The sequence below is a fragment of the Bacteroides faecium genome (genome assembly GCF_012113595.1).
In the GTDB taxonomy this organism is placed as follows: Bacteria; Bacteroidota; Bacteroidia; order Bacteroidales; family Bacteroidaceae; genus Bacteroides; species Bacteroides faecium.
Window position 1 is genome coordinate 375,057 of the sequence record NZ_CP050831.1, and the last position, 23,816, is coordinate 398,872.

The 23,816-nt window shown below is 41.2% G+C and carries 22 protein-coding genes; 10 read left to right on the forward strand and 12 right to left on the reverse strand.

Annotated elements, in window-relative coordinates; all coding sequences use genetic code 11:
- Nucleotides 1–149: 149 nt before the first annotated feature.
- Nucleotides 150–1,151 carry a malate dehydrogenase gene (locus tag BacF7301_RS01510; protein WP_022139418.1) on the forward strand — a complete coding sequence of 334 codons (1,002 nt, stop codon included), beginning with the start codon at nt 150–152 and terminating at the stop codon, nt 1,149–1,151.
- 87 nt (nt 1,152–1,238) lie between these two features.
- On the opposite strand, the gene BacF7301_RS01515 is transcribed toward BacF7301_RS01510, so the two are convergent.
- The 5 genes from BacF7301_RS01515 to BacF7301_RS01530 all read right to left on the reverse strand — a co-directional run bounded on the left by BacF7301_RS01515 (nt 1,239) and on the right by BacF7301_RS01530 (nt 5,732).
- Entirely contained in the window at nt 1,239–1,664 is a 426-nt protein-coding gene (locus tag BacF7301_RS01515; RefSeq protein WP_167959660.1) for a Fur family transcriptional regulator, read from the reverse strand.
- A 6-nt stretch (nt 1,665–1,670) separates the two neighbouring features.
- Nucleotides 1,671–3,617, reverse strand: coding sequence for a heavy metal translocating P-type ATPase (locus BacF7301_RS01520; RefSeq protein WP_167959661.1), 1,947 nt, complete (start codon nt 3,615–3,617; stop codon nt 1,671–1,673).
- A gap of 81 nt (nt 3,618–3,698) precedes the next feature.
- Nucleotides 3,699–3,917 carry a hypothetical protein gene (locus BacF7301_RS25870; protein ID WP_245208308.1) on the reverse strand — a complete coding sequence of 73 codons (219 nt, stop codon included), beginning with the start codon at nt 3,915–3,917 and terminating at the stop codon, nt 3,699–3,701.
- Nucleotides 3,898–4,137, reverse strand: a complete 240-nt coding sequence (locus BacF7301_RS25875) for an AAA family ATPase (protein WP_245208309.1) — start codon at nt 4,135–4,137, stop codon at nt 3,898–3,900. The genes BacF7301_RS25870 and BacF7301_RS25875 overlap by 20 nt, the downstream gene beginning before the upstream one ends.
- Before the next feature lie 119 nt (nt 4,138–4,256).
- The gene (locus tag BacF7301_RS01530) at nt 4,257–5,732 is read right to left on the reverse strand and encodes a DUF3843 family protein (protein WP_167959662.1); all 1,476 of its coding nucleotides are present in this window, start codon (nt 5,730–5,732) and stop codon (nt 4,257–4,259) included.
- Nucleotides 5,733–6,035: 303 nt separating this feature from the next.
- On the opposite strand from BacF7301_RS01530, the gene BacF7301_RS01535 reads away from it, so the two are divergent.
- Together BacF7301_RS01535 and BacF7301_RS01540 are read left to right on the forward strand one after the other, a co-directional pair.
- The gene (locus BacF7301_RS01535) at nt 6,036–7,205 is read left to right on the forward strand and encodes an ATP-binding protein (RefSeq protein ID WP_167959663.1); all 1,170 of its coding nucleotides are present in this window, start codon (nt 6,036–6,038) and stop codon (nt 7,203–7,205) included.
- Nucleotides 7,206–7,694: 489 nt separating this feature from the next.
- A complete protein-coding gene (locus BacF7301_RS01540; protein WP_167959664.1) occupies nt 7,695–9,797 on the forward strand; it encodes a virulence-associated E family protein in 2,103 nt (700 codons plus the stop codon).
- Nucleotides 9,798–9,911: 114 nt separating this feature from the next.
- Here the strand turns inward: BacF7301_RS01540 and BacF7301_RS01545 are convergent, their stop codons facing one another.
- Nucleotides 9,912–10,346 (reverse strand): DUF6078 family protein, encoded by a 435-nt coding sequence (locus tag BacF7301_RS01545; protein WP_167959665.1) that lies wholly within the window; start codon nt 10,344–10,346, stop codon nt 9,912–9,914.
- 192 nt (nt 10,347–10,538) lie between these two features.
- Here BacF7301_RS01545 and BacF7301_RS01550 point away from each other — a divergent pair, with 192 nt between their 5' ends.
- Entirely contained in the window at nt 10,539–11,861 is a 1,323-nt protein-coding gene (locus BacF7301_RS01550) for an ATP-binding protein (protein ID WP_167959666.1), read from the forward strand.
- A 60-nt stretch (nt 11,862–11,921) separates the two neighbouring features.
- Here the strand turns inward: BacF7301_RS01550 and BacF7301_RS01555 are convergent, their stop codons facing one another.
- From BacF7301_RS01555 to rpoN, 5 genes are all read right to left on the reverse strand, one after another.
- Complete coding sequence (locus BacF7301_RS01555; RefSeq protein ID WP_167959667.1) at nt 11,922–13,760, reverse strand: 4-hydroxy-3-methylbut-2-en-1-yl diphosphate synthase; 1,839 nt, start codon at nt 13,758–13,760, stop codon at nt 11,922–11,924.
- Nucleotides 13,760–14,269, reverse strand: a complete 510-nt coding sequence (purE, locus tag BacF7301_RS01560) for a 5-(carboxyamino)imidazole ribonucleotide mutase (RefSeq protein WP_004296231.1) — start codon at nt 14,267–14,269, stop codon at nt 13,760–13,762. Before purE ends, BacF7301_RS01555 begins: the two co-directional genes overlap by 1 nt.
- 110 nt (nt 14,270–14,379) lie before the next feature.
- Entirely contained in the window at nt 14,380–14,760 is a 381-nt protein-coding gene (gcvH, locus tag BacF7301_RS01565) for a glycine cleavage system protein GcvH (RefSeq protein ID WP_167959668.1), read from the reverse strand.
- 29 nt (nt 14,761–14,789) lie between these two features.
- Nucleotides 14,790–15,461: a phosphatase PAP2 family protein gene (locus tag BacF7301_RS01570; protein ID WP_209319489.1), complete on the reverse strand. Its 672-nt coding sequence runs from the start codon at nt 15,459–15,461 to the stop codon at nt 14,790–14,792.
- A 69-nt stretch (nt 15,462–15,530) separates the two neighbouring features.
- Nucleotides 15,531–17,015, reverse strand: a complete 1,485-nt coding sequence (rpoN, locus tag BacF7301_RS01575; protein ID WP_167959669.1) for an RNA polymerase factor sigma-54 — start codon at nt 17,013–17,015, stop codon at nt 15,531–15,533.
- 344 nt (nt 17,016–17,359) lie between these two features.
- Here rpoN and BacF7301_RS01580 point away from each other — a divergent pair, with 344 nt between their 5' ends.
- The 6 genes from BacF7301_RS01580 to BacF7301_RS01605 all read left to right on the forward strand — a co-directional run bounded on the left by BacF7301_RS01580 (nt 17,360) and on the right by BacF7301_RS01605 (nt 23,191).
- Entirely contained in the window at nt 17,360–18,163 is an 804-nt protein-coding gene (locus tag BacF7301_RS01580) for a KilA-N domain-containing protein (RefSeq protein WP_167967075.1), read from the forward strand.
- 148 nt (nt 18,164–18,311) lie between these two features.
- Nucleotides 18,312–19,685 (forward strand): aminopeptidase P family protein, encoded by a 1,374-nt coding sequence (locus tag BacF7301_RS01585; protein WP_167959670.1) that lies wholly within the window; start codon nt 18,312–18,314, stop codon nt 19,683–19,685.
- Between the two features lie 218 nt (nt 19,686–19,903).
- Complete coding sequence (locus BacF7301_RS01590; protein ID WP_167967076.1) at nt 19,904–21,211, forward strand: acetylxylan esterase; 1,308 nt, start codon at nt 19,904–19,906, stop codon at nt 21,209–21,211.
- 326 nt (nt 21,212–21,537) lie between these two features.
- Nucleotides 21,538–21,747 (forward strand): GNAT family N-acetyltransferase, encoded by a 210-nt coding sequence (locus tag BacF7301_RS26085; RefSeq protein ID WP_369805652.1) that lies wholly within the window; start codon nt 21,538–21,540, stop codon nt 21,745–21,747.
- Nucleotides 21,744–22,679 carry a hypothetical protein gene (locus BacF7301_RS01600; RefSeq protein ID WP_167959671.1) on the forward strand — a complete coding sequence of 312 codons (936 nt, stop codon included), beginning with the start codon at nt 21,744–21,746 and terminating at the stop codon, nt 22,677–22,679. The genes BacF7301_RS26085 and BacF7301_RS01600 overlap by 4 nt, the downstream gene beginning before the upstream one ends.
- Nucleotides 22,673–23,191 carry a DUF6597 domain-containing transcriptional factor gene (locus BacF7301_RS01605; RefSeq protein ID WP_167959672.1) on the forward strand — a complete coding sequence of 173 codons (519 nt, stop codon included), beginning with the start codon at nt 22,673–22,675 and terminating at the stop codon, nt 23,189–23,191. The genes BacF7301_RS01600 and BacF7301_RS01605 overlap by 7 nt, the downstream gene beginning before the upstream one ends.
- A gap of 44 nt (nt 23,192–23,235) precedes the next feature.
- On the opposite strand, the gene BacF7301_RS01610 is transcribed toward BacF7301_RS01605, so the two are convergent.
- Entirely contained in the window at nt 23,236–23,643 is a 408-nt protein-coding gene (locus BacF7301_RS01610; protein WP_167959673.1) for a hypothetical protein, read from the reverse strand.
- Nucleotides 23,644–23,816: the final 173 nt, after the last annotated feature.

Sequence of the window (23,816 nt, forward strand, 5' to 3'; positions counted from 1 at the left end):
GTCTATTTTGAACAGAACTTTCTATCAAGTTACTATAACTTTTCGTTATCGTACAAAACTATTTACTATGAACAATCGGGACTATAATGTGTTATCTTTGTAGCGACAAAAAGAAATAACAGATTATTCACCTTTAAATAGATAGCTTTATGGAATTTTTAACCAACGAGAAACTTACGATTGTAGGAGCTGCCGGAATGATCGGCTCTAATATGGCGCAAACTGCCATGATGATGAAACTCACTCCGAATATTTGTCTGTACGACCCGTTCGCTCCTGCTTTGGAAGGAGTAGCCGAGGAATTGTATCACTGCGGCTTCGAAGGTGTCAACCTTACTTATACGTCCGACATCAAAGAAGCATTGACCGGAGCATCGTATATCGTATCTTCCGGTGGAGCAGCCCGCAAAGCTGGTATGACTCGTGAAGATTTGCTGAAAGGAAACGCAGAAATTGCCGCTCAATTCGGTAAAGACGTCCGTCAATATTGCCCGAATGTGAAACATATCGTTGTCATCTTCAATCCGGCAGATATCACCGGGCTGATTACCTTATTATATTCAGGCTTGAAACCTTCACAGGTTTCTACCTTAGCTGCACTGGACAGCACCCGCCTGCAGAACGAACTGGTGAAATATTTCCATATTCCTGCTTCCGACATTCAGAATTGCCGCACCTACGGCGGACATGGCGAGCAAATGGCTGTATTCGCATCTACAACCAAAGTAAAAGGAGAACCGCTGACTGATTTCATCGGTACTACCCGTCTCCCGCTGACCGAATGGGAAGCACTGAAAGTACGTGTCATCCAAGGCGGAAAGCACATCATCGACCTTCGCGGACGTTCTTCATTCCAAAGCCCGGCTTATCTTTCTATCGAAATGATTGCTGCCGCTATGGGCGGACAACCTTTCCGCTGGCCTGCCGGAACGTATGTTTCCAACGGCAAATTCGACCATATCATGATGGCAATGGAAACTTCAATTACTAAAGACGGTGTTACCTATAAAGAAGTAGCCGGAACTCCCGCCGAACAGCAGGAACTGGAAAAGAGCTACGAACATCTGTGCAAACTTCGTGACGAAGTCATCGAAATGGGAATTATCCCTGCCATCAAGGACTGGCATACGCTGAATCCTAACATCAAGTAAACATACAATATTAGCAAGAAGCCGGAACTCAACGATAATTCAGTTATCAGAGTTCCGGCTTTTTTATTTATAAACTAAATTGTCAAGCTATTTGTTGCGAGAAGAACATTCCGGACAAATTCCCTTTAATACATAGTTTATGCTATGCAAAGTAAACCCTTTCGGCAAATCAATAACAGGAATATGCGTACCTTCCAGACAGAATGTCTTATGGCATTTCTCACAATAGAAGTGTGAATGTAAATCCTGCACCACACAATTGCAGGAATTATCACAAACGGCATATTTCAACGAACCGCTTCCATCATCTATGCTATGTATAAGGTGATGAGACAAAAAGAGGGCTATTGTCCGGGAGATGGTCGATTTATCCACCGTATCCAGCAGAGTTTCCAAATCGAGCAATGATACCGCACGTTCAACTTCCATCATATTCTTTAGTATGAGAAGCCTTATTGCTGTCGGCTTGATATCTCTCCGTGCCAACTTATCCAAATAAATATTCTCTTCCATAATCTCTTATTTTATCATTTTCTGTATTCTTACAGCATTCATAATGGCGAGTAATGCAACACCGACGTCTGCAAAGACCGCTTCCCAAAGGGTAGCTATACCACCGGCTCCCAATATCAGTACGAGCAGTTTCACTCCGAATGCCAGCGAAACATTCTGCCAGATAATCCTGCGTGTCAACTTGCCTACCTTTATGGCTTCGGCCACTTTAGAAGGCTGGTCTGTCTGTATCACTACATCGGCAGTTTCAATTGCCGCATCGCTACCCAATCCCCCCATGGCAATACCGACATGACTCAGTGCAAGCACCGGCGCATCATTCATTCCATCACCGACAAATGCAATCTGATTCGTCCCGTCCTGCCGCAGTTCTTCCAAATGCTGCACTTTTCCTTCCGGCAACAAATCTCCATAAGCACTTGTGATACCGAGCTTTTCCGCAAAGTTAGTAACAATACTCTGTTTATCACCGGATAATATCTGAATGTTTTTGATATGCAACATTTTTAAATCATCAATAGCTTTCTTTGCATCATCTTTCAGTGTATCAGCCAATAACAAATAACCTGCATAGTCGGTTCCAATGGCGCAGACTACAATCGTATCGGTAATCTGTAATAACTCTGCCGGATATTCGATATTAAAATTGGATAGTAAACGACAGTTTCCGACCAATACCGGAGTTCCGTTAATCATTGCTTCCAAGCCAAATCCGGCATACTCTTTTGTACCGGTAACCGGTGACAGTTCTACACTTTGCTGCTTTGCATAGTTTACTATGGCTTTAGCTATCGGATGAGTACTGTCGCTCTCCACCGAAGCTACCATTCCAATCAGTTCTTTTTCTGAAATACCGGATGCGGATTTACACTCCTGCACTTCAAATGTTCCTTTAGTCAGTGTACCTGTTTTATCGAGCACAACCGTATTGATTTTAGTAATCGCATCCAGATAATTACCGCCTTTGAATAAGATTCCCAACCGGGAAGCAGCTCCGATGCCACCAAAATATCCCAATGGAATACTCACTACCAAAGCACACGGGCACGAAATCACCAGAAAGACGAGAGCCCTGTACAGCCAGTCATTAAACACAAATGCAAACTGAGTATCAATGAATGAATAAACAAACGGAAGGATAACTATCAATACCGCCAGTCCTATTACAATAGGTGTATAGATGCGTGCAAATTTACGGATAAACAATTCTGCCGGGGCTTTTCGTTCCGAAGCATTCTGGACAAGTTCCAATATCCGGGCAAGTGCACTCTTATCGAATGGCCTTGTCACCTTGATTCGAATCACTTTATCCGTCACAATCATTCCGGCAAGCACTTCTTCGCCTTCGCGAATATTGCGGGGAACGCTTTCACCTGTCAATGCCGCCGTATTAAAAGCAGCAACTTCGTTGAGCATCACTCCGTCCAAAGGGACTCTCTCGCCCGATTTTATCTCTATAATCTCGCCGACCTTTACATTCTTCGGGCTTTCTGTAATCAGACTGTTATCTCTCAGTACCAAAGCCTTCTCCGGCCTTACATCCAATAAAGCGCCGATATTGCGTTTTGCTTTATCGACCGCCTTGTCTTGAAACAGTTCGCCGATGGTATAAAACAGCATCACGGCTACCCCCTCCGGGTATTCGCCAATATAGAAAGCCCCGATTGTGGCAACAATCATTAGAGTAAATTCACTGAAATAGTCTTTCTCTTTCATGCTCTCCCACGCTTCTTTCATAACAGGGAGTCCGACCGGAAGATAAGCTACAATATACCAGATTAAAGCTACATACTCTTTATGAAAAAAAGAGGAATCCAGGGCATTCATTATAATACCACTTATCAGCAATATAAATGAAAGCCCTGCTTTCCAGTATTCTTGAAATATAGAATTCCTAACTTCAACTTCCTTCTTAGGCGCACATTCGTGTCCACAGCAACTACAATGTCCCATATCTTTCATCTTTTAGTTGCTGCAAAGGTAGTGAATGATTCGTGCAACAAAGTTGCAAATTATCATCAACAACAGATTGTCCTACCGCAACAACCATTTCCAAACAGGCACGACTTCTATGTCCAACTCATTTCCTGAAATTGTCCTTTCATCATCCCAAGTAATGACAAAGGCTTTTTTGATGCCAAAAACTTCCGACATTTTACATAAAGCCCTGACTTCCCGCTCCCGAGTAATCAGATCATCAATGCTATATGATACTTGTATAGCCATTTCTTCATCAGGAAGAAATGCGCTCATCTTCAAAATTAATATAAAGGCAATCTTCAAGAGTCGCTTTACCCGATCTCACAAGATTCTGTATACCCTGATACATCTGATAAGATTTACCTGCCCGACGAATACCGACCAGCACATAATTCGCCTGCTCTTCAAAATATATCGGTCTTTCAACCAACTGAATCTTACCGATTTCTTGCTGACGTTCGGCTATAATTGCCTTTATTATCCGTTTTTCCATAAAATATGCTTTTTATATTGCACAAATATAGCATAATTATGCTCAATATATTAAGCAACACTTTCTTTTTCTCTATCATAACAATCATTTCCGGTATAGTTCTGATAACAGAGAAACTCTCAATAATCATCTCCCCGCATAAAACGTGCTATGAAATCCATATTTTCCTGAACGAGCTGCCTCCCTCTTTCCATTCCTTTTATGGAATTAATACAAGCATCGGGAAGCATATTATGTTCTATCAGGTAATGCAACATTTCTTTAGAAGTTGTTTCAGCAGAAACAATATAGTTAATACCCTGTTCTTCCGCTGTTTTCCTACTATAATAAGGATTATGATCATCTTTTATCACCAAAGCACCATCAGGAAGCATAGCCATATCCCGCACTCTATCCACATATATAGCAAAGAAACGTTGTTTCTTCATCTGTTCAGGCAAAGTAAATCTTTCGTCCAAACCAATATGTCTGTCGAACCATCCCAACATCTCTTCATAGTCCTTAAAATATAACATAGGATGATTCTCATTGATTTCCATAATCTTATTATAGACTACGGAGTCACCCCCCGTCATGGTCATCTTCTCCTTATAAGCATCAAAAAGTTTTGTTCCCAAACTCCATGAACTCACACCATTCACCAACCATTCGCCGTCATATTTTACCAATGAACCGATAAAGCTTTTATTATCCAGCAAAGTACTATCCGGTAATTCTTTAAAAGAATCGCGTGAAATAACATACTCTTCCCCTTTAATATCCTCCAGACAAATTGCTTCCGAATCATAGCGCTTCAACAGATAAACGGCATACTTTAAGGATTCGATCGTTGCAAGACGTTCGCTCTCTTCCGTCATTCCCCAATGGGTCAACATAGCTGCCAGCCAATCTTTAGTATAAAGAGCCAATGGACCGGTCTTTTCACAACACGCCATAATTGATTCTACAGCATAAGCAAACGATGAGTCATCCAAACTATCTCCCAACACCCCCTTCACTTCATCTTCCACTTTGGCTGTCCGCCCAGTTGCGAAAGGTTTCAACAAGTAAAGATCATCGTTCAAACGAGTCAGCATAAACTTCACTGAATAGAAATCCTGAAAATAAGATTGATCCTTCAGACGTTCCAACATCTCTGCATTGATAGGAGCCTTCTCAAACTCAGCATCTAACACATTGTAAATCATTGAGGCCATTTTTACCAAATACGGATTCTCCGGATTCAAGAAAGTTCCTTTCTTTTCTTTTTGAAGAATCATCCACATAAGAAAACATATATCTTCGAAATTTATTTCGTCCTGATAATATTCTTCTTCATCCAAATCATAAAAAGGAAGATATTTGCCATACAACTCCTTATGTTTGGAAGTAAAGGTCTGCCATACACCGATACCGGACACAACATCTTCAAAATAATAAGTCGCAGCCATAGCAAAACGTTCGCATAAAACCCTTCCTTCATCTCTCCCGACTTCTGAGAAGTGGATGATATCATACAGTTTACGCACCAGCTTTACATAATAATAATCAGAAGCATTGGTTTCGACATCGAGATGCCCCAAACTCCATGAATTTACATTTATCAGATTTTTCATTGTAGTATGTCTATCTTGTTTTTTCACCTGCAAAGATAAGTAAAAGTTTAAGACTCTGTACTAAATATGGAAAGCTTAATATAGAAATGCTCTACAATAAAGTTTGAAAAACATTTTTGGAGAAAATCAGCGCAAACAAATACCATAACACTAATTACAAAATTGTTTCACTTCACTAAATAGAAATACTCATTAAAGCTAGAAATAGTTGAATATTCTGTGGAATCCATCCCGCAAAATATTCCATAAATCATGGAATGTATTCCGCAATTTATTATCTTTGTAGTCCTAAATACAACAATCATGGAAAAACTTATTCAACGATTTCAGGCTCTTTTAGCAGCAACAGATACTAGTTTCCTACGCTATAGCTACCAATCAATAGACTGGAATGATAGGATGACAGCTATCATTGGTGCAAGAGGTATAGGTAAAACCACTCTATTACTACAACACATCAAGCTAAATCTCTCTACTAAAGAAACATTATATGTATCTGCTGACGACTTCTACTTTGCAGAACATCGGCTATTGGACTTTGCTGAAGAATTTCATAAAATGGGCGGCAAATATCTTTTTGTTGATGAAATTCATAAATACATAGGATGGTCGAAAGAGATGAAGCTGATCTATGACTATCTGCCCAATCTACATATCACATTCACGGGCTCCTCCATTCTGGATATTTTCAAAGGAACGGACGACTTGAGCCGCCGTGTACTTTTATATCGTATGCACGGAATGTCATTCCGAGAATACTTGAATATGCACTATCACTTGGATTTACCCGCATATTCTTTGGAACAAATCTTGAATCAAGAAGTCGGGAATACACATATAGAATTCCCCTTAGCAGCCTTCAAGGAATATCTAAAGAATGGTTATTATCCGTTTGCAAATCAAGGGAACTATGAAGAGCGGCTGTTACAAATTATAAATACAGTACTGGAAACAGATATTCCATTATTTGCCCGGCTAAACGCAAGTACTGCCATTAAAATGAAACGACTGATGGCAATACTTGCACAAAGCGTTCCCTTCAAACCAAACTATTCAAAACTAGCCGAGATAATTGGAATTGACAGACAAACCCTGTCGGATTACATCACTTACATAGAAAAAGCCGGTCTACTGAAACAGCTTTATGATGAGACAAAAGGAGTCAGAGGGTTGGGAAAAGTTACAAAACTTTATCTCGAAAACACGAATCTCGCTTATGTATTAGGAAAAGATACACCTGATATAGGTAATCTCAGAGAGACATTCTTTTTTAATCAATTAGCAGTCATGTATGAAGTAGCCGCCTCTTCTCAGTCTGATTTTCAAGTGGATGGATACACATTTGAAATAGGTGGACGCAATAAAGGGAATGCGCAGATTCAAGGCTTAGACAAAGCATATGTAGTAAAAGACGATATAGAATATGGCTTCGGGAATACGATTCCTTTATGGCATTTCGGTTTTTTATATTGATTTCCTACCCTCTACTATGAAGTTTGAAAAACGTAAAACATCTTGCACCTTGCACTATCGGCATTTACCAATCTAATATATAGCATTTTACAGAGTGTAAGATACAGTTGCAGATATGTGCAAGATACATTTATCTTGCACTCGGGTAAAGTTCAAAAAGAACCGCAATAAATTCATAAAACCTACGTAGTAATTTACAGAATCCATGCAGAGAATGAGTTGTTCATGCCTGCAAACAATCTGTTTTGTACTTTGAAACAAAGTGTTTGCTATAGGGAAACAAAGTGTTTCAAGCCTATGAACACTTTGTTTCAAGCCTACGAACAAGGTGTTTCAAGCGCTTGAAACAAACCGGAACTGCAATCAACCGGAAGCAAGCTGTTAAGTAAGTGTGGAGAAGTCTTTATTTAATGAATTAAACAACCGGATTTACTTGCCAGACCAGATAGATATAGCTACCTTTACGGAGTATTTAATTCAATAAAAATCATGAAGGTTACTCAATTGAGAGTCAAGGAAAGAACCACTGCTTTAACTACAATGGAAATCGAAACATGGATAGAAAAAACACGAACTGAAACAAAAGCACAGCCCGTATCCGCTTTCAGAGAAGTGTTACGATATAGCCTCCCCGACTCACGCTGCTATGAAGCAGACAAATTACCGAAGATTCTTCCTGCCGCAGAATTCCGCAGAACGGAAGGTGGCATACAGATGAAAAGCTATAACGGTATAGTAGAACTCACCGTCGGTCCGCTGGCAGGCAGTTCGGAAATCGTATTAGTGAAACAACTCGCTTGGGAACAACCGCAAACGTACTGCGTTTTTACCGGTTCCAGCAAACGGACCGTGAAGATTTGGGTGAAATTTACCCGTCCCGACAATTCACTTCCTCAAAAAAGAGAGGAAGCAGAAATATTCCACGCACATGCCTATCGACTCGCCGTGAAATGTTACCAGCCGCAAATTCCATTCAATATCTTATCGAAAGAGCCTTCGCTGGAACAATATTCACGACTATCATACGATACGGAGCTCAAGTACCGACCGAACTCTGTCCCGTTTTATCTGTCGCAGCCCATGGGAATGCCCGAAGAACTATCTTATCGGGAAGCCGTACGTTCTGAAAAGTCACCGTTGACACGAGCCGTACCGGGATACGATACGGAGAGAGCTATATTTATGCTCTTCGAAGCGGCGCTGAGAAAAACACATGAAGAGATTTACAAAGCAGAAGACGAAGGCGCACGTCCGAGAGAGGGAGACTTTCAAGCAATAGTGACACAATTGGCCGTCAACTGCTTTCAGTCGGGAATTCCTGAAGAAGAAACCGTGAAACGCACTATTTTTCACTACTATTTGCAAAATCAGGAAGCAATTATCCGTCAGTTAATCAAAAATGTATATAACGAGTGCGAAGGATTTGGCAAGAAAAGTAGTCTGAGCAAAGAACAGACACTGGCTTTTCAAACCGAGGAGTTTATGAAGCGGCGTTACGAGTTCCGCTACAACACCCAGATAGGTGAGGTGGAATATCGCGAACGAAATTCATTCCGGTTTTACTTCAATCCGATTGACAAACGGGTATTAAACAGCATCGCACTAGACGCACAGACAGAAGGCATCCCCTTGTGGGACAGAGATATCAGCCGGTATATCTACTCCAATCGCGTACCGGTATTCAATCCGTTGGAAGATTTCCTTTACCATCTCCCGATTTGGGACGGACGTGACCGTATCCGTGGACTTGCGCAAACTGTACCCTGCCGGAATCCGTATTGGACGGATCTGTTTCACCGCTGGTTCCTGAATATGGTGATGCATTGGCGCGGAACAGATAAAAAATATGCGAACAACGTGTCTCCCCTATTGGTAGGCGGACAAGGAACTCGTAAATCCACATTTTGCCGAAGCATTATTCCGCCTGCCATACGGGCATATTATACAGATAGTATCGATTTCTCACAAAAAAAGGAAGCTGAACGGTATCTAAATCGGTTTGCGCTGATAAACATCGATGAGTTCGACCAGATAAGCACCAATCAGCAAGGATACTTGAAGCATATTCTTCAGAAACCGGTGGTAAACATGCGCAAACCTTACGGAAATGCCGTATTGGAAATGCGACGCTATGCATCTTTCATCGCTACGAGTAATCAGAAAGACTTGCTCACCGACCCATCGGGTAGCCGTCGTTTTATCTGCATCGAAGTGACGGATACAATAGACAACAGTCATGCCATAGACTATGAACAACTTTACGCACAAGCTATGTATGAGCTGGATCATAACGAACGTTATTGGTTTGACCGTGCAGAGGAACGGATGATGACAGAAAACAACCGGGAATTTGAACAGACTACACTTGAAGAGCAACTGTTCTATCGTTATTTTCGTCCGGCCAAAGAACAGGAAGAGGGTGGCGAATGGCTTTCTCCGGCAGAAATACTGGAAGATATCAACAAAAACAGTACTATTTCATTGTCTAACAAGCGGACAAGTGTATTCGGCAGGATACTCTGCAAGCACAATATTCCTTCCAAACGTGCCAATCGAGGTACTCTCTATCATGTTGTAAGGCTTTCATTATAAAAATAGATGCGTGCAAGATACTTTTATCTTGCACGCATCTGCAACCGTATCTTACACTCAATAATCAATTATCATTCAGAGGATTAACCGTTAAAAGTGCAAGGTGGCAGATAATTACCACTTATATTCTTCTGTGTAGGATTCAAAAGCCGGTTCCTCCGTAATCCCTTTCTGACGGAAAATTCTACGAATATATTCCTGTTGTTCAGGAGACAGATATTTTTCTTTACGATAGAAGCGGTAATACAGTCCCCGCCCGAAATGGCTTAACATCAAACTTTTAAGTTGTTCCGCATCCTTATGGGGCACATTATCCAACAAGTGCTTAACTCCCCACGCCACGCGTATTTTCTGTATCGACTTATAAAAAGAACAAGTATTCGCATCCCCCGGAATACAATGGGGGTTTACCACAGACAGAGTGGGATACTGATCAGTACTATGCATTGCTACCAAGCGATGCAGACATTTTTCTCCTTTCGGACATTGGTTATTGAAGCAGTGGGTAAAACCATAGGGCACTGCCTGGTAGTCAAAATCATCTTCCATTATCATATTTTATTTTGCTTTCTTATTTGACGAAACAAAGTTACAGCAAATTGATTAGTAAGACAATTTATATCGCAATTTATTATCCGTCTTTTCAATAAAAGGAAAGAAAACTTTGTTATTCTCTAAAGAATACATACTTTTGTAACAGCCGTTACTGTAACCGGCGTTACTAACACTAAATCATTGATTATGAGATTTCATAATAGAGAAGAGGAGCTTAAAGAGTTGAAGAGAATTCAGCAATTGGCATTCGAGGAGAATTCAAGAATGACAGTCGTCACGGGGCGTCGTAGGATTGGAAAAACAAGTCTTATTATGAAAGCAGTCGAACAATCGCCCACTGTTTACCTGTTTGTAGGCCGTAAGAATGAAGCTACTCTATGCGAGGAGTTCATACCACTTATCACACAGTCCTTACAAACTTTTGTGCCGGGAGAAATCCGGAGTTTCCGAAGCTTGTTTCAATACCTGATGCAACTTGCCACCCAACAAGCTTTCAATCTGGTTATTGACGAGTTTCAGGAATTTTATAATATCAATGAATCCATATTCAGCGATATGCAAAATATATGGGATCAACATCGGAAATCCTCACACATGAATTTAATCGTCAGCGGTTCCATCTACTCTCTGATGCAAAAGATTTTTCAAGATAATAAAGAGCCACTTTTCGGGCGGGCGGACAATATTATTAAACTGTCAGCGTTCAGCCTTCCTGTTTTAAAGGAAATAATGCATGAGTATGCGCCGGCACATTCGAATGACGACCTTTTAGCTCTTTATACTTTTACCGGTGGAGTCCCTAAATACGTAGAACTCTTTTGCGACAATCATGCACTTAGCGTAGAAAGCATGATTCATTTTATGGTTCGCGACAATTCTCCCTTTACCGAAGAAGGAAAAAATCTACTGGTGGAAGAATTCGGGAAGAATTACGGAACCTATTTCTCTATTCTGAGTGCGATTGCCGGGGGAAGAAACACACAAGCCGAAATCGAGGCAACACTAGGGGAAAAAAGCATAGGCGGATACTTGAAGCGTCTGATAAATGATTATAATATCATCATTCGTCAACGTCCGATTCTGGCAAAAGAAGGTTCGACAACTGTCCGGTACGAGATATGCGATAATTTTATCAGACTTTGGTTCAACTATTTCGACCGCAACCGTTCATTGATAGAAATTAAAAACTTTGTAGGATTACGCACTATTATAGAAACCGATTATCCTACTTATAGTGGAAAAATACTGGAACTTTACTTCAAACAAAAATTTGCAGAGAGTTATCAATTCCGCGCCATCGGTTCGTGGTGGGAAGCCAAAGGTAATCTAAATGAAATAGACATCGTCGCACTCCGTTTGGAAAAGAATAAAGCAGTAGTTGCAGAAGTTAAACGCCAACGCAAAAACTTTAAACCGGAGTTACTGGCACAGAAAGTTGAACATCTAAAGAAAAAATTATTACCCCGATATTCTATTGAGACAATGTGCCTGTCACTGGAAGACATGTAATACTCATTAAAGATTCATGGGGTGATACTCATAGCAAGTACCCCCCATGAAATATATCATTTAAGAATTCTCTTTCCTGTCATTTCGTATAAACTCCAGCAATCTTTCCACAGCTTCTTCTTCGGGGATATTCTTTTCGACACAAACTTTGCCTTTATAAAGGCTGATTTTACCGCGGCCGGCACCTACATAACCGTAGTCAGCATCCGCCATTTCGCCGGGACCATTCACAATGCATCCCATGATACCAATCTTCAGTCCTGTCAGGTGTGAGGTAGCTGCCTTGATGCGGGCAATTGTCTTTTCCAAATCGTAGAGCGTGCGTCCGCAACCGGGACAAGAGATATATTCTGTCTTGGAAGTACGGGTACGTCCGGCTTGCAGGATTCCGAAAGCGGTTGCGTCTACTACTGCATGACTCAGGTTACCTTGATTGAACAGGAAGATGCCATCGCAAAGTCCGTCAAAAATCAATGCGCCCATATCGGCGGCAGATTTTATTTGCAAATCCTCTGCATTATCTTCTGCATAATGCTGGAAGAAGACAACCGGGTTTTGCAAACCTTCCGTTGTCAGTTGATGTGCCAATGCACGGTGTTCGCCCAAACGGTTCGGGTGATTGCTTTGGGAAACGATGACTACTTCAGGATGTTGCTTCAGGCAGGCAATCACTTCGTCCGTCTGTGCCATATAGGGCATAAACAGGAATTTGAGTTCCGCATTGCATCCGCCCATCAGTGGCAATTGCGCATGATTAAAGGCAGGCCAGGTGCCGGGTTCCCCTTGCCATACGTCGGCATCGAGGATATATTCTACACCGTCTTCCCGTTGTTCGGGCAAAGCACGTCCGGCATAGATATAATCCGGGGTAAATTGGGGATTGACTTCCGTCTTTCCATCCATACGGTCGGCAATCACCACAGGTACGTGTTCGCCACCGATATTGCGGACAGCTTTCGTCTTCCGGCGTTCGGGAGACAGATAATTGAAATCCGGTGCTTCCAGTCCCGGGATATAGGGGTGGTTCTGCCTCAGCAGGATGTAATCCACCAGTTTACGGGCTACGGGAATTTCCGCTTCGGGCGCTTCGCTCAAAGATACACGGATGGTATCACCCAGTCCGTCGCTTAACAGCGCTCCGATGCCGAGAGCGGACTTGATACGTCCGTCCTCACCGTCTCCGGCTTCCGTCACTCCGAGATGCAGCGGGAAGGCCATGCCTTCTTTTTCCATTATGTCTGCCAACAGGCGGACGGTTTTCACCATGACGACCGTATTGGACGCTTTGATAGAAATCACTACATCGGTGAAGTTCTCTTCGACGCAGATACGAAGAAATTCCATACAGGACTCTACCATTCCTGCGGGTGTGTCACCATAGCGTGACATGATGCGGTCGGACAAAGAGCCATGATTCACTCCGATGCGGATAGCCGTGTGGTTCTCTTTGCAGATATTCAGAAAAGGAACAAACCGGTCATGAATCTTTTGTATTTCCTGCGCGTACTCTTCGTCTGTATATTCGAGTCTCTTAAAAGTACGGGCAGCATCTACATAATTTCCCGGATTGATACGCACCTTTTCCGCATATTGAGCGGCTACATCGGCCACTTTCGGGTTGAAGTGTACATCGGCAACCAACGGAACCATATATCCCTGGCTGCGCAAACCGATGTTGATATTCATCAGGTTTTCCGCTTCCTTGATGCCCTGCGTCGTCAGGCGGACATATTCGCCACCCGCGTCAACAATTCGCTTTGCCTGTTCCACACAAGCCTCGGTATCCTGTGTAGACGTGTTGGTCATCGACTGGACACGAATAGAATTGGGGCCGCCCAACGGTACAGCCCCAATATTCACTTCTGTGGTTTCTCTTCGAAAATAATTGAATAGATCCATTAGTTCGTTTTATATTCAAACTTCACTTCTTTCAGTTCTTCGTTTGCTTTTACGATTTTCTTTTTCAGTCCTTCTTTGTAAGCAGCAAAAGCTTCCGCCAACTTCTCGTCACTCAATGCAAGCATCTGGATAGCCAGGATAGCCGCATTCATCGCGCCGTTGATAGCAACGGTGGCTACGGGAATGCCCGGAGGCATCTGGATGATAGAGTAAAGGGCGTCTACACCATCGAGAACGGAACCTTTTACGGGTACTCCGATAACGGGAAGCGTAGTGTTAGCAGCAATTACACCGGGAAGGGCGGCAGCCATTCCGGCAGCAGCGATAATCACTTTGATGCCACGGTTGCGGGCATTCTTGGCAAACTCTTCCACAGCCTCGGGCGTGCGGTGAGCGGAAAGCGCGTTCATTTCGAACGGTACATGCATATCATTCAGCAGTTGCGCAGCCTTCTCCATTACGGGAAGGTCGGACGTACTACCCATGATAATACTTACAATTGGAGTCATTTCTTTAACGATTAGTTTTTTAGTGATTAGTGATTAATATATTTAGATAACGTGCATGATTTTACTCAGTGATTAGCAGCCACACAGCGCAGCTACTAATCACTAATCACTCATCCGTTAATCACTTCTTTATAGCCTTCGGCATCCAGCAGGTCTTCTACGTCTTTCAGGTTTGCCGGTTTCATTTTAATCAGCCAGCCTTCACCATAAGGATCCTTGTTCACCAGCTCCGGATTCTCTTCCAGCGCTTCGTTTTGTTCCATCACTTCACCTGCTACCGGCAAGAAAAGGTCGGAAATGGTCTTTACTACTTCGATGGTTCCGAAAACTTCATCAGCTTCCAACGCTTCACCGACAGTAGGTATATCTACGAACACAATATCACCCAATTGCTCTTGAGCATAGTCTGTGATACCAACATAAGCAATGTCTCCTTCAACGCGAATCCATTCGTGTTCGTTCGTGTACTTCAAATTCTGTGGAAAGTCCATAATAATTAGTTTTTAGGATTTATACTGTTTTAAAATAAAAATATTCGAAATAAGGAATTAATCATCGGATGAAGCACCAGAAGGGCACATACCAGACCGACCGCAAAGCCGGAAAGTACCTCACCCAACGTATGATGTCCCAGGATGATACGGGCTGAACCGAGTATGCCGGCTATCAAGATAAACAGGCATAACCAACCTACCGGATTATAACCGAACAAGGCACTGAAAGAAACCAGTCCTCCTATCACTCCACCCATTCCGGCCATATGTTCGCTCAATTTCCATTTCAGGTTGACTGCAATGCAAATGACAGATACCACCAGGGAAGCCAGGATAATGCCCGTCATATACCAGGGTATGTTCAGTTTGCGCATCATCAACAGGCAGAATACATAGGAGATGATAGTCAGCAGGATAGGTATATAGCGTTTCTTACGTTCACTCAAATCCTGACGGTCAAAGCCATTAATCTTGCGAAACAGGAAAATGGTGATAGTAGGTGTCAGTATGGTGAAGCAGTAAACGATTCCCAATACAATCAACTTATATACCATCGGCATGATGCGTAGATAAGAAAACAGGAATAACACCAGAAACGACAAAAACGGAATAGAAAATGGGGTAAACAATATTGAAGTGACTCTCGCCACCTGTAACATTGACTTATCCGCTATGATATGCTCTCTTTCTCTGTCCACTTCTTTTTTAATTACTGATTATTAATTGCAAATTACAACTCTCGTTCCTATACTATCAATTGTCCCTTCTTATTTCCTGAGCCGCGCCACGGGTATATTCAGTTGCTGGCGGTATTTGGCTACTGTCCGGCGGGCAATGGGGTATCCTTTTTCTTTCAGGATTTCTGCCAGTTCATCATCGGTCAGCGGCTTTTTCTTGTCCTCTCCGTCGATGCATTCTTTCAGAATCTTACGGATTTCGCGGACGGACATTTCTTCTCCGTCTTCCGTTGTATATCCGTCGCTGAAGAAGAATTTAAGCGGATAGATACCGAAATTCGTCTGCACATATTTGCTGTTGCTGACACGGGAGATGGTTGATATATCCAGTCCGGTACGTTCGGCCACATCTTTCAAGATCATCGGTTTCAACAGGGATTCGTCTCCGTCGATGAAGAACGGCCGTTGCAGGTCGATGATTGCCTGCATGGTGGTCATCAGTGTATTCTGACGTTGCTTGACAGCGTCGATAAATCCTTGTGCCGCATCCATTTTCTGCTTCAGGAACATCATTGCTTCCTTGGATTCTTTGGACTGGTTGGCTTTATTCCTGGTATGTTCTTCCACCATTTCCGTAAAGTCACGGCTCATGCGGAGTTCGGGGACGTTGCGGTTATTGAGACTTATATTGATTGTTCCGTCATCATACGTTTCTACGATAAAGTCGGGAATTATCTGTTGAAGATTTCTGCCGATGGTTTCGCCCAAAGAAGCACCGGGACGGGGATTCAGTTTGGTGATTTCGCAGATGGCTTCATTGAATGTTTCTTCGTCAATATCCAGTTTCTTTATGATTTTCTCCCAATGTTTGCGGGTGAACTCTTCGTAGCAGTCACGGATGATGCGTTCTTCGAGGTCGAGTATGGGATTGGCAGTTCTTTCCGCCTCTTTCTTCCGGTCAATCTGTATCAACAGACATTCCTGAAGGCTACGGGCGCCGATACCTGCCGGATCAAAGTCCTGCAAGATGCACAACGCTTCTTCGAGTTCTTCCTCTGTGGATTCTATACCGGCATAAATGGCCAGTTCGTCACAGATGCTTTCCAGAGATTTACGGAGCAGGCCGTCGTCATCCAATGATCCAATCAGGTATTCTACCAAGTCACATTGATGCTCTGTCAAATTCCGTTCACGGAGTTGCTCTTTCAATATTTCATAAAAGGAAGTGGTGTCGGAGAAGGGGATATCTTCCGCCTGCTCGTCTTTCGAGCGGTTGTTCTCTTGCAGTTTATAGTCGGGAATATCGTCTTCGGTGAGGTAGTCACTTAAAGAATCATAGTCATTGGCGCCATTCTCCATGCCGTCTTCCATACCGTCGGCATCGGAATATTCGTCGGCGGCATTCTCTTCTTTGCCTTCTTCAAGTGCCGGATTTTCAAGCAGTTCGGCATGGATACGGTCTTCCAGCTCTACTGCGGGAAGTTCCAACAATTTCACGACCAGAATCTGCTGTGGCGAGAGCGTCTGTACTTGCTGTTGCGCCTGAGATTGTATTTGACGGGAACCTTGTGCCATATTCGTTTTTGCTTTCTACTATTTCTCGCTACAAAAGTAACTTTTTAACGAGAGATTACACAGATTAAGGGGATTATTTTTAATCCTATAACACTAAAATTATCTAATGAACAAATATTTATCCACCGAAGTTCACGAAATTTCAATCAGTTAGTATTATCTTTGGACAGTTGATTTACAAAATAAAACAACACGTATGGAAACATATAAAGAGAATAACCCGCTCCGTTTCAATATTATAAAAGCACAATAAATATTCTTCTAAAAGATATTTTGATTAAACCGATTCTTTATTTGAATTTTATATTACCTTTGAATAATAGAATCATTACATGAACTATGACATGACAAAAATAAGAGTACAGAATGCGGAAATAACCGTTGTCACATACGATAACAAGGATTATATCTCACTAACCGATATGGTGCGAAACATCGAAAACGGATTAGCGCTCATTGAAAAATGGCTACGTAATAAAAACACCATTGAATTTCTGGGGATATGGGAAGCAATGTACAATCCAGATTTTAATTCCCCCGAATTCGAGGGAATTAAAAATGAAGCAGGACTGAATCGTTTCATTCTATCTGTAAAGCAATGGGTGGAGAAAACTAATTCTAAAGGAATAATAGCTAAGGCCGGTCGATATGGCGGAACATATGCCCACAAGGATATAGCTTTTGAATTTGCTTCCTGGGTATCACCACAGTTCAAGTTATATCTTTTGAAAGAGTTCCAACGGCTAAAGGAACAAGAACAAACCCAACTTGGCTGGACCGCCAAACGTGAACTCTCAAAGATAAATTATCGAATCCACACAGATGCAATCAAGCAGAACCTTATTCCAAATGAAGTGACTTTGAAACAAGCAAGTATCATTTATGCCAATGAAGCCGATATATTAAACGTAGCCATGTTTGGCATGACTGCTAAGATGTGGCACGAACATAACCCTGAACTGAAGGGTAATATTCGTGACTACGCTACCATCAATGAGTTAATTTGCTTATCTAATATGGAAAATCTCAATGCTGTATTTATCGACCAGGGACTACCTCAAAGTGAACGGCTCGTCAAACTTAATCAAATAGCTATTCAACAAATGCAAATATTAGAGGATGATAACAATAGAAAACTACTGAAATGATTGAAATTACAATATGAGCTGAAGATAGATAACTATGGTGATTATCGGCACTGGTTTTCTCCATTCAAAATATATCATTCTTCCAACTTTATTCGTTTATTCCAACGTTTTTATGTAAATTTGCTACAAAACTAAAAATTAGGACAATATGTTTGCCAAAGAAACGTATATGCAGCGGAGAGCCCTGCTGAAAAAGAATATAGGCTCTGGAGTATTGTTATTTCTTGGAAATGACGAGTGCGGACTGAATTACGAGGATAACACGTTCCGTTATCGGCAGGATTCTACTTTCCTCTATTATTTCGGGCTTTCATGTGCCGGACTTTCGGCAATCATAGATATCGATGAAGACAAAGCAATCATTTTCGGTGATGAACTGTCTATTGACGCTATCGTATGGATGGGCTCGCAACCGACATTGCGCGATAAGTGCGAACGTGTGGGTGTGGCTAATTTAATGCCGTCTGCCGAGATTGTAAGCTACCTGCATAAATGTGTGCAGAAAGGAAAGGCGATTCATTATCTGCCCCCTTACCGTCCCGAACATAAACTGAAACTGATGGACTGGCTGGGGATACCGCCTGCACGCCAGGAAGGTTCCGTTCCTTTCATCCGTGCTGTCATAGCGCAACGTAATTATAAATCAGAAGAAGAAATCGTAGAAATAGAAAAGGCTTGCGACGTGACTGCCGATATGCATATCACTGCCATGAAGGTGCTTCGTCCAGGTATGTACGAATATGAAGTAGTGGCGGAAATGAACCGGGTAGCAGAAGCTAACAACTGTCAGCTCTCTTTTGCCACAATTGCCACCATCAACGGTCAAACGCTGCACAACCATTATCACGGTAATCTCGTGAAACCGGGTGACTTGTTCTTAATTGACGCCGGTGCGGAAGTTGAATCAGGATATGCGGGCGATATGTCGTCTACGGTTCCTGCCGACAAGAAATTCACGACCCGCCAGCGTGAAGTGTACGAAATTCAAAATGCGATGCATCTCGAATCGGTGAAAGCTCTCCGTCCGGGAATTCCTTATATGGAAGTCTACGAATTGTCCGCCCGCGTGATGGTAGAAGGTATGAAGGCTCTTGGACTGATGAAAGGAAATGCTGAAGATGCTGTTCGTGAAGGTGCTCATGCCCTGTTCTATCCGCATGGATTAGGTCATATGATGGGATTGGATGTACACGATATGGAAAATCTGGGTGAGATATGGGTAGGATACAATGGTCAGCCGAAGAGTACGCAGTTCGGTCGTAAGTCACAGCGTCTCGCCATTCCGCTGGAACCGGGATTTGTACATACCGTGGAACCGGGCATTTACTTTATCCCCGAACTGATTGATATGTGGAAAGCGGAAAAGAAATTCGCTGATTTCATCAACTATGACGTGGTGGAAACTTACAAGGATTTCGGCGGTATCCGTAACGAGGAAGATTATCTGATTACAGAAACCGGCGCTCGCAGACTGGGCAAGAAAATTCCTTTGACTCCGGAAGAAGTAGAAGCTTTGAGATAAAAGTTTTCTGTCGGAATCAAACGATATTATATCCATCATACAATAGCGGAAGCTTTTCATCCGAGTGAAAAACTTCCGCTATTTTTGCCAAAATACCAAATAATCCATTTAATTGCACATTTTTTCTACACTCTCTTTGCCGAATCTTCCGTAATATTGCATCAGAATTTAATTACTTACTTTTATACTTATACTTATATAAAATGATGAACAATACCATGAAGAAACTACTCTTATCCGTATGCCTACTGTCAGCAATCTTGTTATCTGTCGTAGCCGAAAACTATCCTTATAGAAGCGATGTGCTTTGGGTTACTGTTCCCGACCATGCCGACTGGATTTATAAGACAGGAGAAAAAGCGACCGTAGAAGTACAATTCTATAAATATGGTATTCCCGGAGACAACGTAGTGGTCAACTATGAAATAGGCGGAGATTTGATGCCTGCCGATACAAAGGGGAGCGTAACACTCAAAAATGGCAGAGCCATAATTCCTGTCGGCACAATGAAAGAGCCCGGATTCCGCGATTGCCGCCTGAAGGCAACAGTGGACGGAAAAACATATTCACATCATGTGAAAGTCGGCTTCTCACCGGAAAAGCTAAAGCCATATACTGCCATGCCCGACGATTTCAACGAATTCTGGGAGAAGGCTAAAGCAGAGCAGAAAGATTTTCCGCTGACTTATACGAAAGAGCATGTAGAAAAGTATTCTACGGATAAAATAGATTGCTACCTCGTGAAGTTGCAACTGAATAAAGGCGGACAATGCATCTATGGTTATTTATTCTATCCGAAGAAAGAAGGGAGATTTCCTGTCGTATTATGTCCCCCGGGAGCAGGTATCAAAACAATTAAAGAGCCTTTGCGCCATAAATATTATGCGGAACAAGGCTGCATCCGCTTTGAAATTGAGATACACGGGCTTAATCCGGAAATGAGTGAACAGGAATTTAAAGAAATAAGCAATGCATTCAATGGCAGGGGGAACGGGTATTTAAACAATGGTTTGGACAACCGTGACAATTACTACATGAAACGGGTATATCTGGCTTGCGTCCGCAGCATCGATTTCTTAACTTCCTTACCGGAATGGGACGGCAAGAATGTGATTGCTCAAGGGGGAAGCCAAGGTGGCGCATTAGCTTTAATCACCGCCGGACTTGACCAGCGTGTCACCGCTTGCGTCGCCAATCATCCCGCATTAAGTGATATGGCAGGATATAAGGCAGGACGTGCCGGTGGTTATCCGCACTTTTTCAAAAGAGCAACGGGTATGGATACGCCTGAAAAGATAAAGACAATGGCTTATTACGATGTAGTGAACTTCGCAAAGCTAATCAAAGCGGACACTTATATGACATGGGGATTCAATGATGACGTATGCCCGCCGACCACCAGTTATATTGTTTACAATGTATTGAACTGTCCGAAAGAGGCGTTGATAACTCCGATTAACGAGCATTGGACTTCAAATGATACTGAATACGGGCATCTGCTTTGGATAAAGAAGCATCTGAAATAAGAGGGCGTGTTCTGTGAAACAAGAAGTGTGATTGTAATCTATTAAATAATAGATTTTTGAAGAAGAAGAGTATAACAATGGGTAACGATATAGAAATGAGCGAACTACTTTGGTCTGCTGTGTTTTTCCATCGCTTCAAATAACTCTATTACAAAGATATAAATAATAATCTAATTGTGTTGCTGAATAAAATATTTCTTTCTTTGTAAAATACGCTATCATGCTCAAATTTTAAGTGCAAAAATGCAATTCAATGAATTTTGATTCACTTCTACACTTAATCATCTCATAAATAGGCATATCTTTGTGAGAAAATAAATGTATGGATATGCAACAGAGCTGTTAAACAATTAGTTGCAATAGCTTTTAATCAATTAGGCATCAATAGATTGTATATAAATATTTTTGAATATAATGTCGCATCAATGAGGGTATTAGAGATAATTGGATTTGAGAAAGAGGCAATTATTAAATTGTCCGTCATAAAAGAAGGACGAATATTTAATGAATACATATATAGCATTATGAATATATGAAAGATGAAGCAATAAAACATATAATTAGCAGGTGTAATCTAAATGAAATAGTTGATATACTGTCCGATAAATTGAGTGGTTCAGAATTAAACTCTTTGCTATTAGAAGTGTTTGACAGGCGTACCACAAAAGAAACCCCATCTTCCTTATTGAGTAAATACAGTAAAAACAAATTAGCTAAACCTGCACAATTAGATTTTCTGGAATTTAAAGAGGAAGAATTGGAATGCTGTAAAATAATTGCGAATAACAACTATGAATTAATTGAGTTATCTCCTGTTGCTCAATTAGGTACAAGTAGTGTAATGGCAACAGTAAATCAAAAAAAAGTTCTTACAGCACTAAGAAACACGGAAGTTCAGTCCGACCCGACAAATGCAATAGCTTTGCATTATGCTTCATTAAAGAAAAGTAATGAACTGTCTGAGAAAACATATAATTTTGGTAATGTATCAAGAGTTATAAGAACTCAGGTTTTCTCAAACCCAAATTTTACACCTCATTTTCCTCTTTTGTGCCTAATCTCGTGCGGTATGGATACGGGTAGTTTTGAATTTGAAAGAACTGAATTACATAAACATTTAGCCATAACACAGAAGGTCTGCAAAGAAGTCTTTGGGTTTGAAAATATATTCTTTGAAATTATACCCTGCAAAGGATATGATGAAAAAAGTCAATTGATATCAGATACCTTATTTTATACTAAAAATAGCGGTTTGGATATTCGTATTGCCAAATCAGATTCACATAATAACTATTACTACGGCATTAGAATTAAAGCTAAGATTATTATTAATGGAGTAGAACATGAAATAGGTGATGGAGGATTACTTAACTGGACTCAAAATTTATTGGCAAATAAAAAAGAACGTATGCTCACAATGGGGATAGGGATACAATTATTGCACTTATTTAAGAAACAAAAATGCTGAAATCTAAAGTCATATACGAAAGCGAAATAAACGAACATATTAAAGTTATATATCCATGTTTTGAACTAAGGAATATTGTTGAGTATTTCTTTGAAATTAAAACGGAGAGTAATTTAATAACTCCATTCTCAATAATTGCACTTCCTAATATGAACATTGTTGCGTCTGTTAATCTGACAGATAAAAGTCAAACTTTAAAAGTAGATAGGAAACTCGGTATTAAAGATACTACGTGCGATAAACTGTGTGGAAGTTTAACAGATGCAATCACCATAATACATGCACCCGGAACACATGAATTTGCAGTAAAATTCAAACCAGGTGTATTGTATCCGTTTTTGAAAGACGACATTCCTTACTTATTAGATAGTTACAGACCTTTAAATAACTATATAGATAATACGATCATCGAAGAGCTAAAATCTAGTTTCAATAGTAACTCACAATTAATAGTAACTCACAATTCCTCTCCTTCAAGAAGGAGGAGAGGAAAGATAGTACCGACTTTTTAGTCAGTCTCAATATAGTTACTATTGACTTTTATCTTACTTATTTTTTAATCGTCCCAATCGGACAAAGGCAACGTTTTTTTCCCGTACCACTTCATCCATGCATACGATTTTCTTTTCCTGATATAAAGTGAGTCACCACAATTTTCTATCGCTTCCCAATCGAAAACAGAATGAGGACGGAATGACTTTTCCAACCAGTAAAACACATGGTAAGTCATGAAGGGGAGTATCATCCACCACCATGAATACACTAATGACAAGACTAAGGCAGGCAACAGTGTCAAAAGGAAACACTCCCAAAACTGCCTTGCATGAATCCGTAGTTCCATATCTTCCCAAACTTCCAAATACTTATATCGGGTAAAGAAAAAACCACCGAACATAAAATAATGACTCTTATTCTTCCCTTTTCCTAAGAACCATTTTGCTAAAAGATTATTGTAAAAAATCATATTCTCTCTCTTTTTTTGTTGTATGTTAATTCATAACAGAATAGATAATCAAAGGTTCAATGTTTTAAAGTTTAATAGAACGTTCAAGCGCTGTTTTTCGAAAATAGAATCTAATTATCATCTATTTTGTATTTCTTTTGTGTTTTTACAGCACAAAAAAATCCTTGTGTTCT

Coding starts and splice junctions, on each gene's coding strand:
- BacF7301_RS01545 (WP_167959665.1), bottom strand. CDS start 10,346: ATGGAAGATGATTTTGACTACCAGGCAGTGCCCTATGGTTTTACCCAC.
- BacF7301_RS01520 (WP_167959661.1), bottom strand. CDS start 3,617: ATGGGACATTGTAGTTGCTGTGGACACGAATGTGCGCCTAAGAAGGAA.
- gcvH (WP_167959668.1), bottom strand. CDS start 14,760: ATGGACTTTCCACAGAATTTGAAGTACACGAACGAACACGAATGGATT.
- BacF7301_RS01585 (WP_167959670.1), top strand. CDS start 18,312: ATGTTTGCCAAAGAAACGTATATGCAGCGGAGAGCCCTGCTGAAAAAG.
- BacF7301_RS01600 (WP_167959671.1), top strand. CDS start 21,744: ATGAAAGATGAAGCAATAAAACATATAATTAGCAGGTGTAATCTAAAT.
- BacF7301_RS01580 (WP_167967075.1), top strand. CDS start 17,360: ATGACAAAAATAAGAGTACAGAATGCGGAAATAACCGTTGTCACATAC.
- BacF7301_RS01550 (WP_167959666.1), top strand. CDS start 10,539: ATGAGATTTCATAATAGAGAAGAGGAGCTTAAAGAGTTGAAGAGAATT.
- BacF7301_RS01510 (WP_022139418.1), top strand. CDS start 150: ATGGAATTTTTAACCAACGAGAAACTTACGATTGTAGGAGCTGCCGGA.
- BacF7301_RS01535 (WP_167959663.1), top strand. CDS start 6,036: ATGGAAAAACTTATTCAACGATTTCAGGCTCTTTTAGCAGCAACAGAT.
- BacF7301_RS01530 (WP_167959662.1), bottom strand. CDS start 5,732: ATGAAAAATCTGATAAATGTAAATTCATGGAGTTTGGGGCATCTCGAT.
- BacF7301_RS01515 (WP_167959660.1), bottom strand. CDS start 1,664: ATGGAAGAGAATATTTATTTGGATAAGTTGGCACGGAGAGATATCAAG.
- purE (WP_004296231.1), bottom strand. CDS start 14,269: ATGACTCCAATTGTAAGTATTATCATGGGTAGTACGTCCGACCTTCCC.
- BacF7301_RS01610 (WP_167959673.1), bottom strand. CDS start 23,643: ATGATTTTTTACAATAATCTTTTAGCAAAATGGTTCTTAGGAAAAGGG.
- BacF7301_RS01605 (WP_167959672.1), top strand. CDS start 22,673: ATGCTGAAATCTAAAGTCATATACGAAAGCGAAATAAACGAACATATT.
- BacF7301_RS25870 (WP_245208308.1), bottom strand. CDS start 3,917: ATGAGCGCATTTCTTCCTGATGAAGAAATGGCTATACAAGTATCATAT.
- rpoN (WP_167959669.1), bottom strand. CDS start 17,015: ATGGCACAAGGTTCCCGTCAAATACAATCTCAGGCGCAACAGCAAGTA.
- BacF7301_RS25875 (WP_245208309.1), bottom strand. CDS start 4,137: ATGGAAAAACGGATAATAAAGGCAATTATAGCCGAACGTCAGCAAGAA.
- BacF7301_RS01590 (WP_167967076.1), top strand. CDS start 19,904: ATGAAGAAACTACTCTTATCCGTATGCCTACTGTCAGCAATCTTGTTA.
- BacF7301_RS01555 (WP_167959667.1), bottom strand. CDS start 13,760: ATGGATCTATTCAATTATTTTCGAAGAGAAACCACAGAAGTGAATATT.
- BacF7301_RS01540 (WP_167959664.1), top strand. CDS start 7,695: ATGAAGGTTACTCAATTGAGAGTCAAGGAAAGAACCACTGCTTTAACT.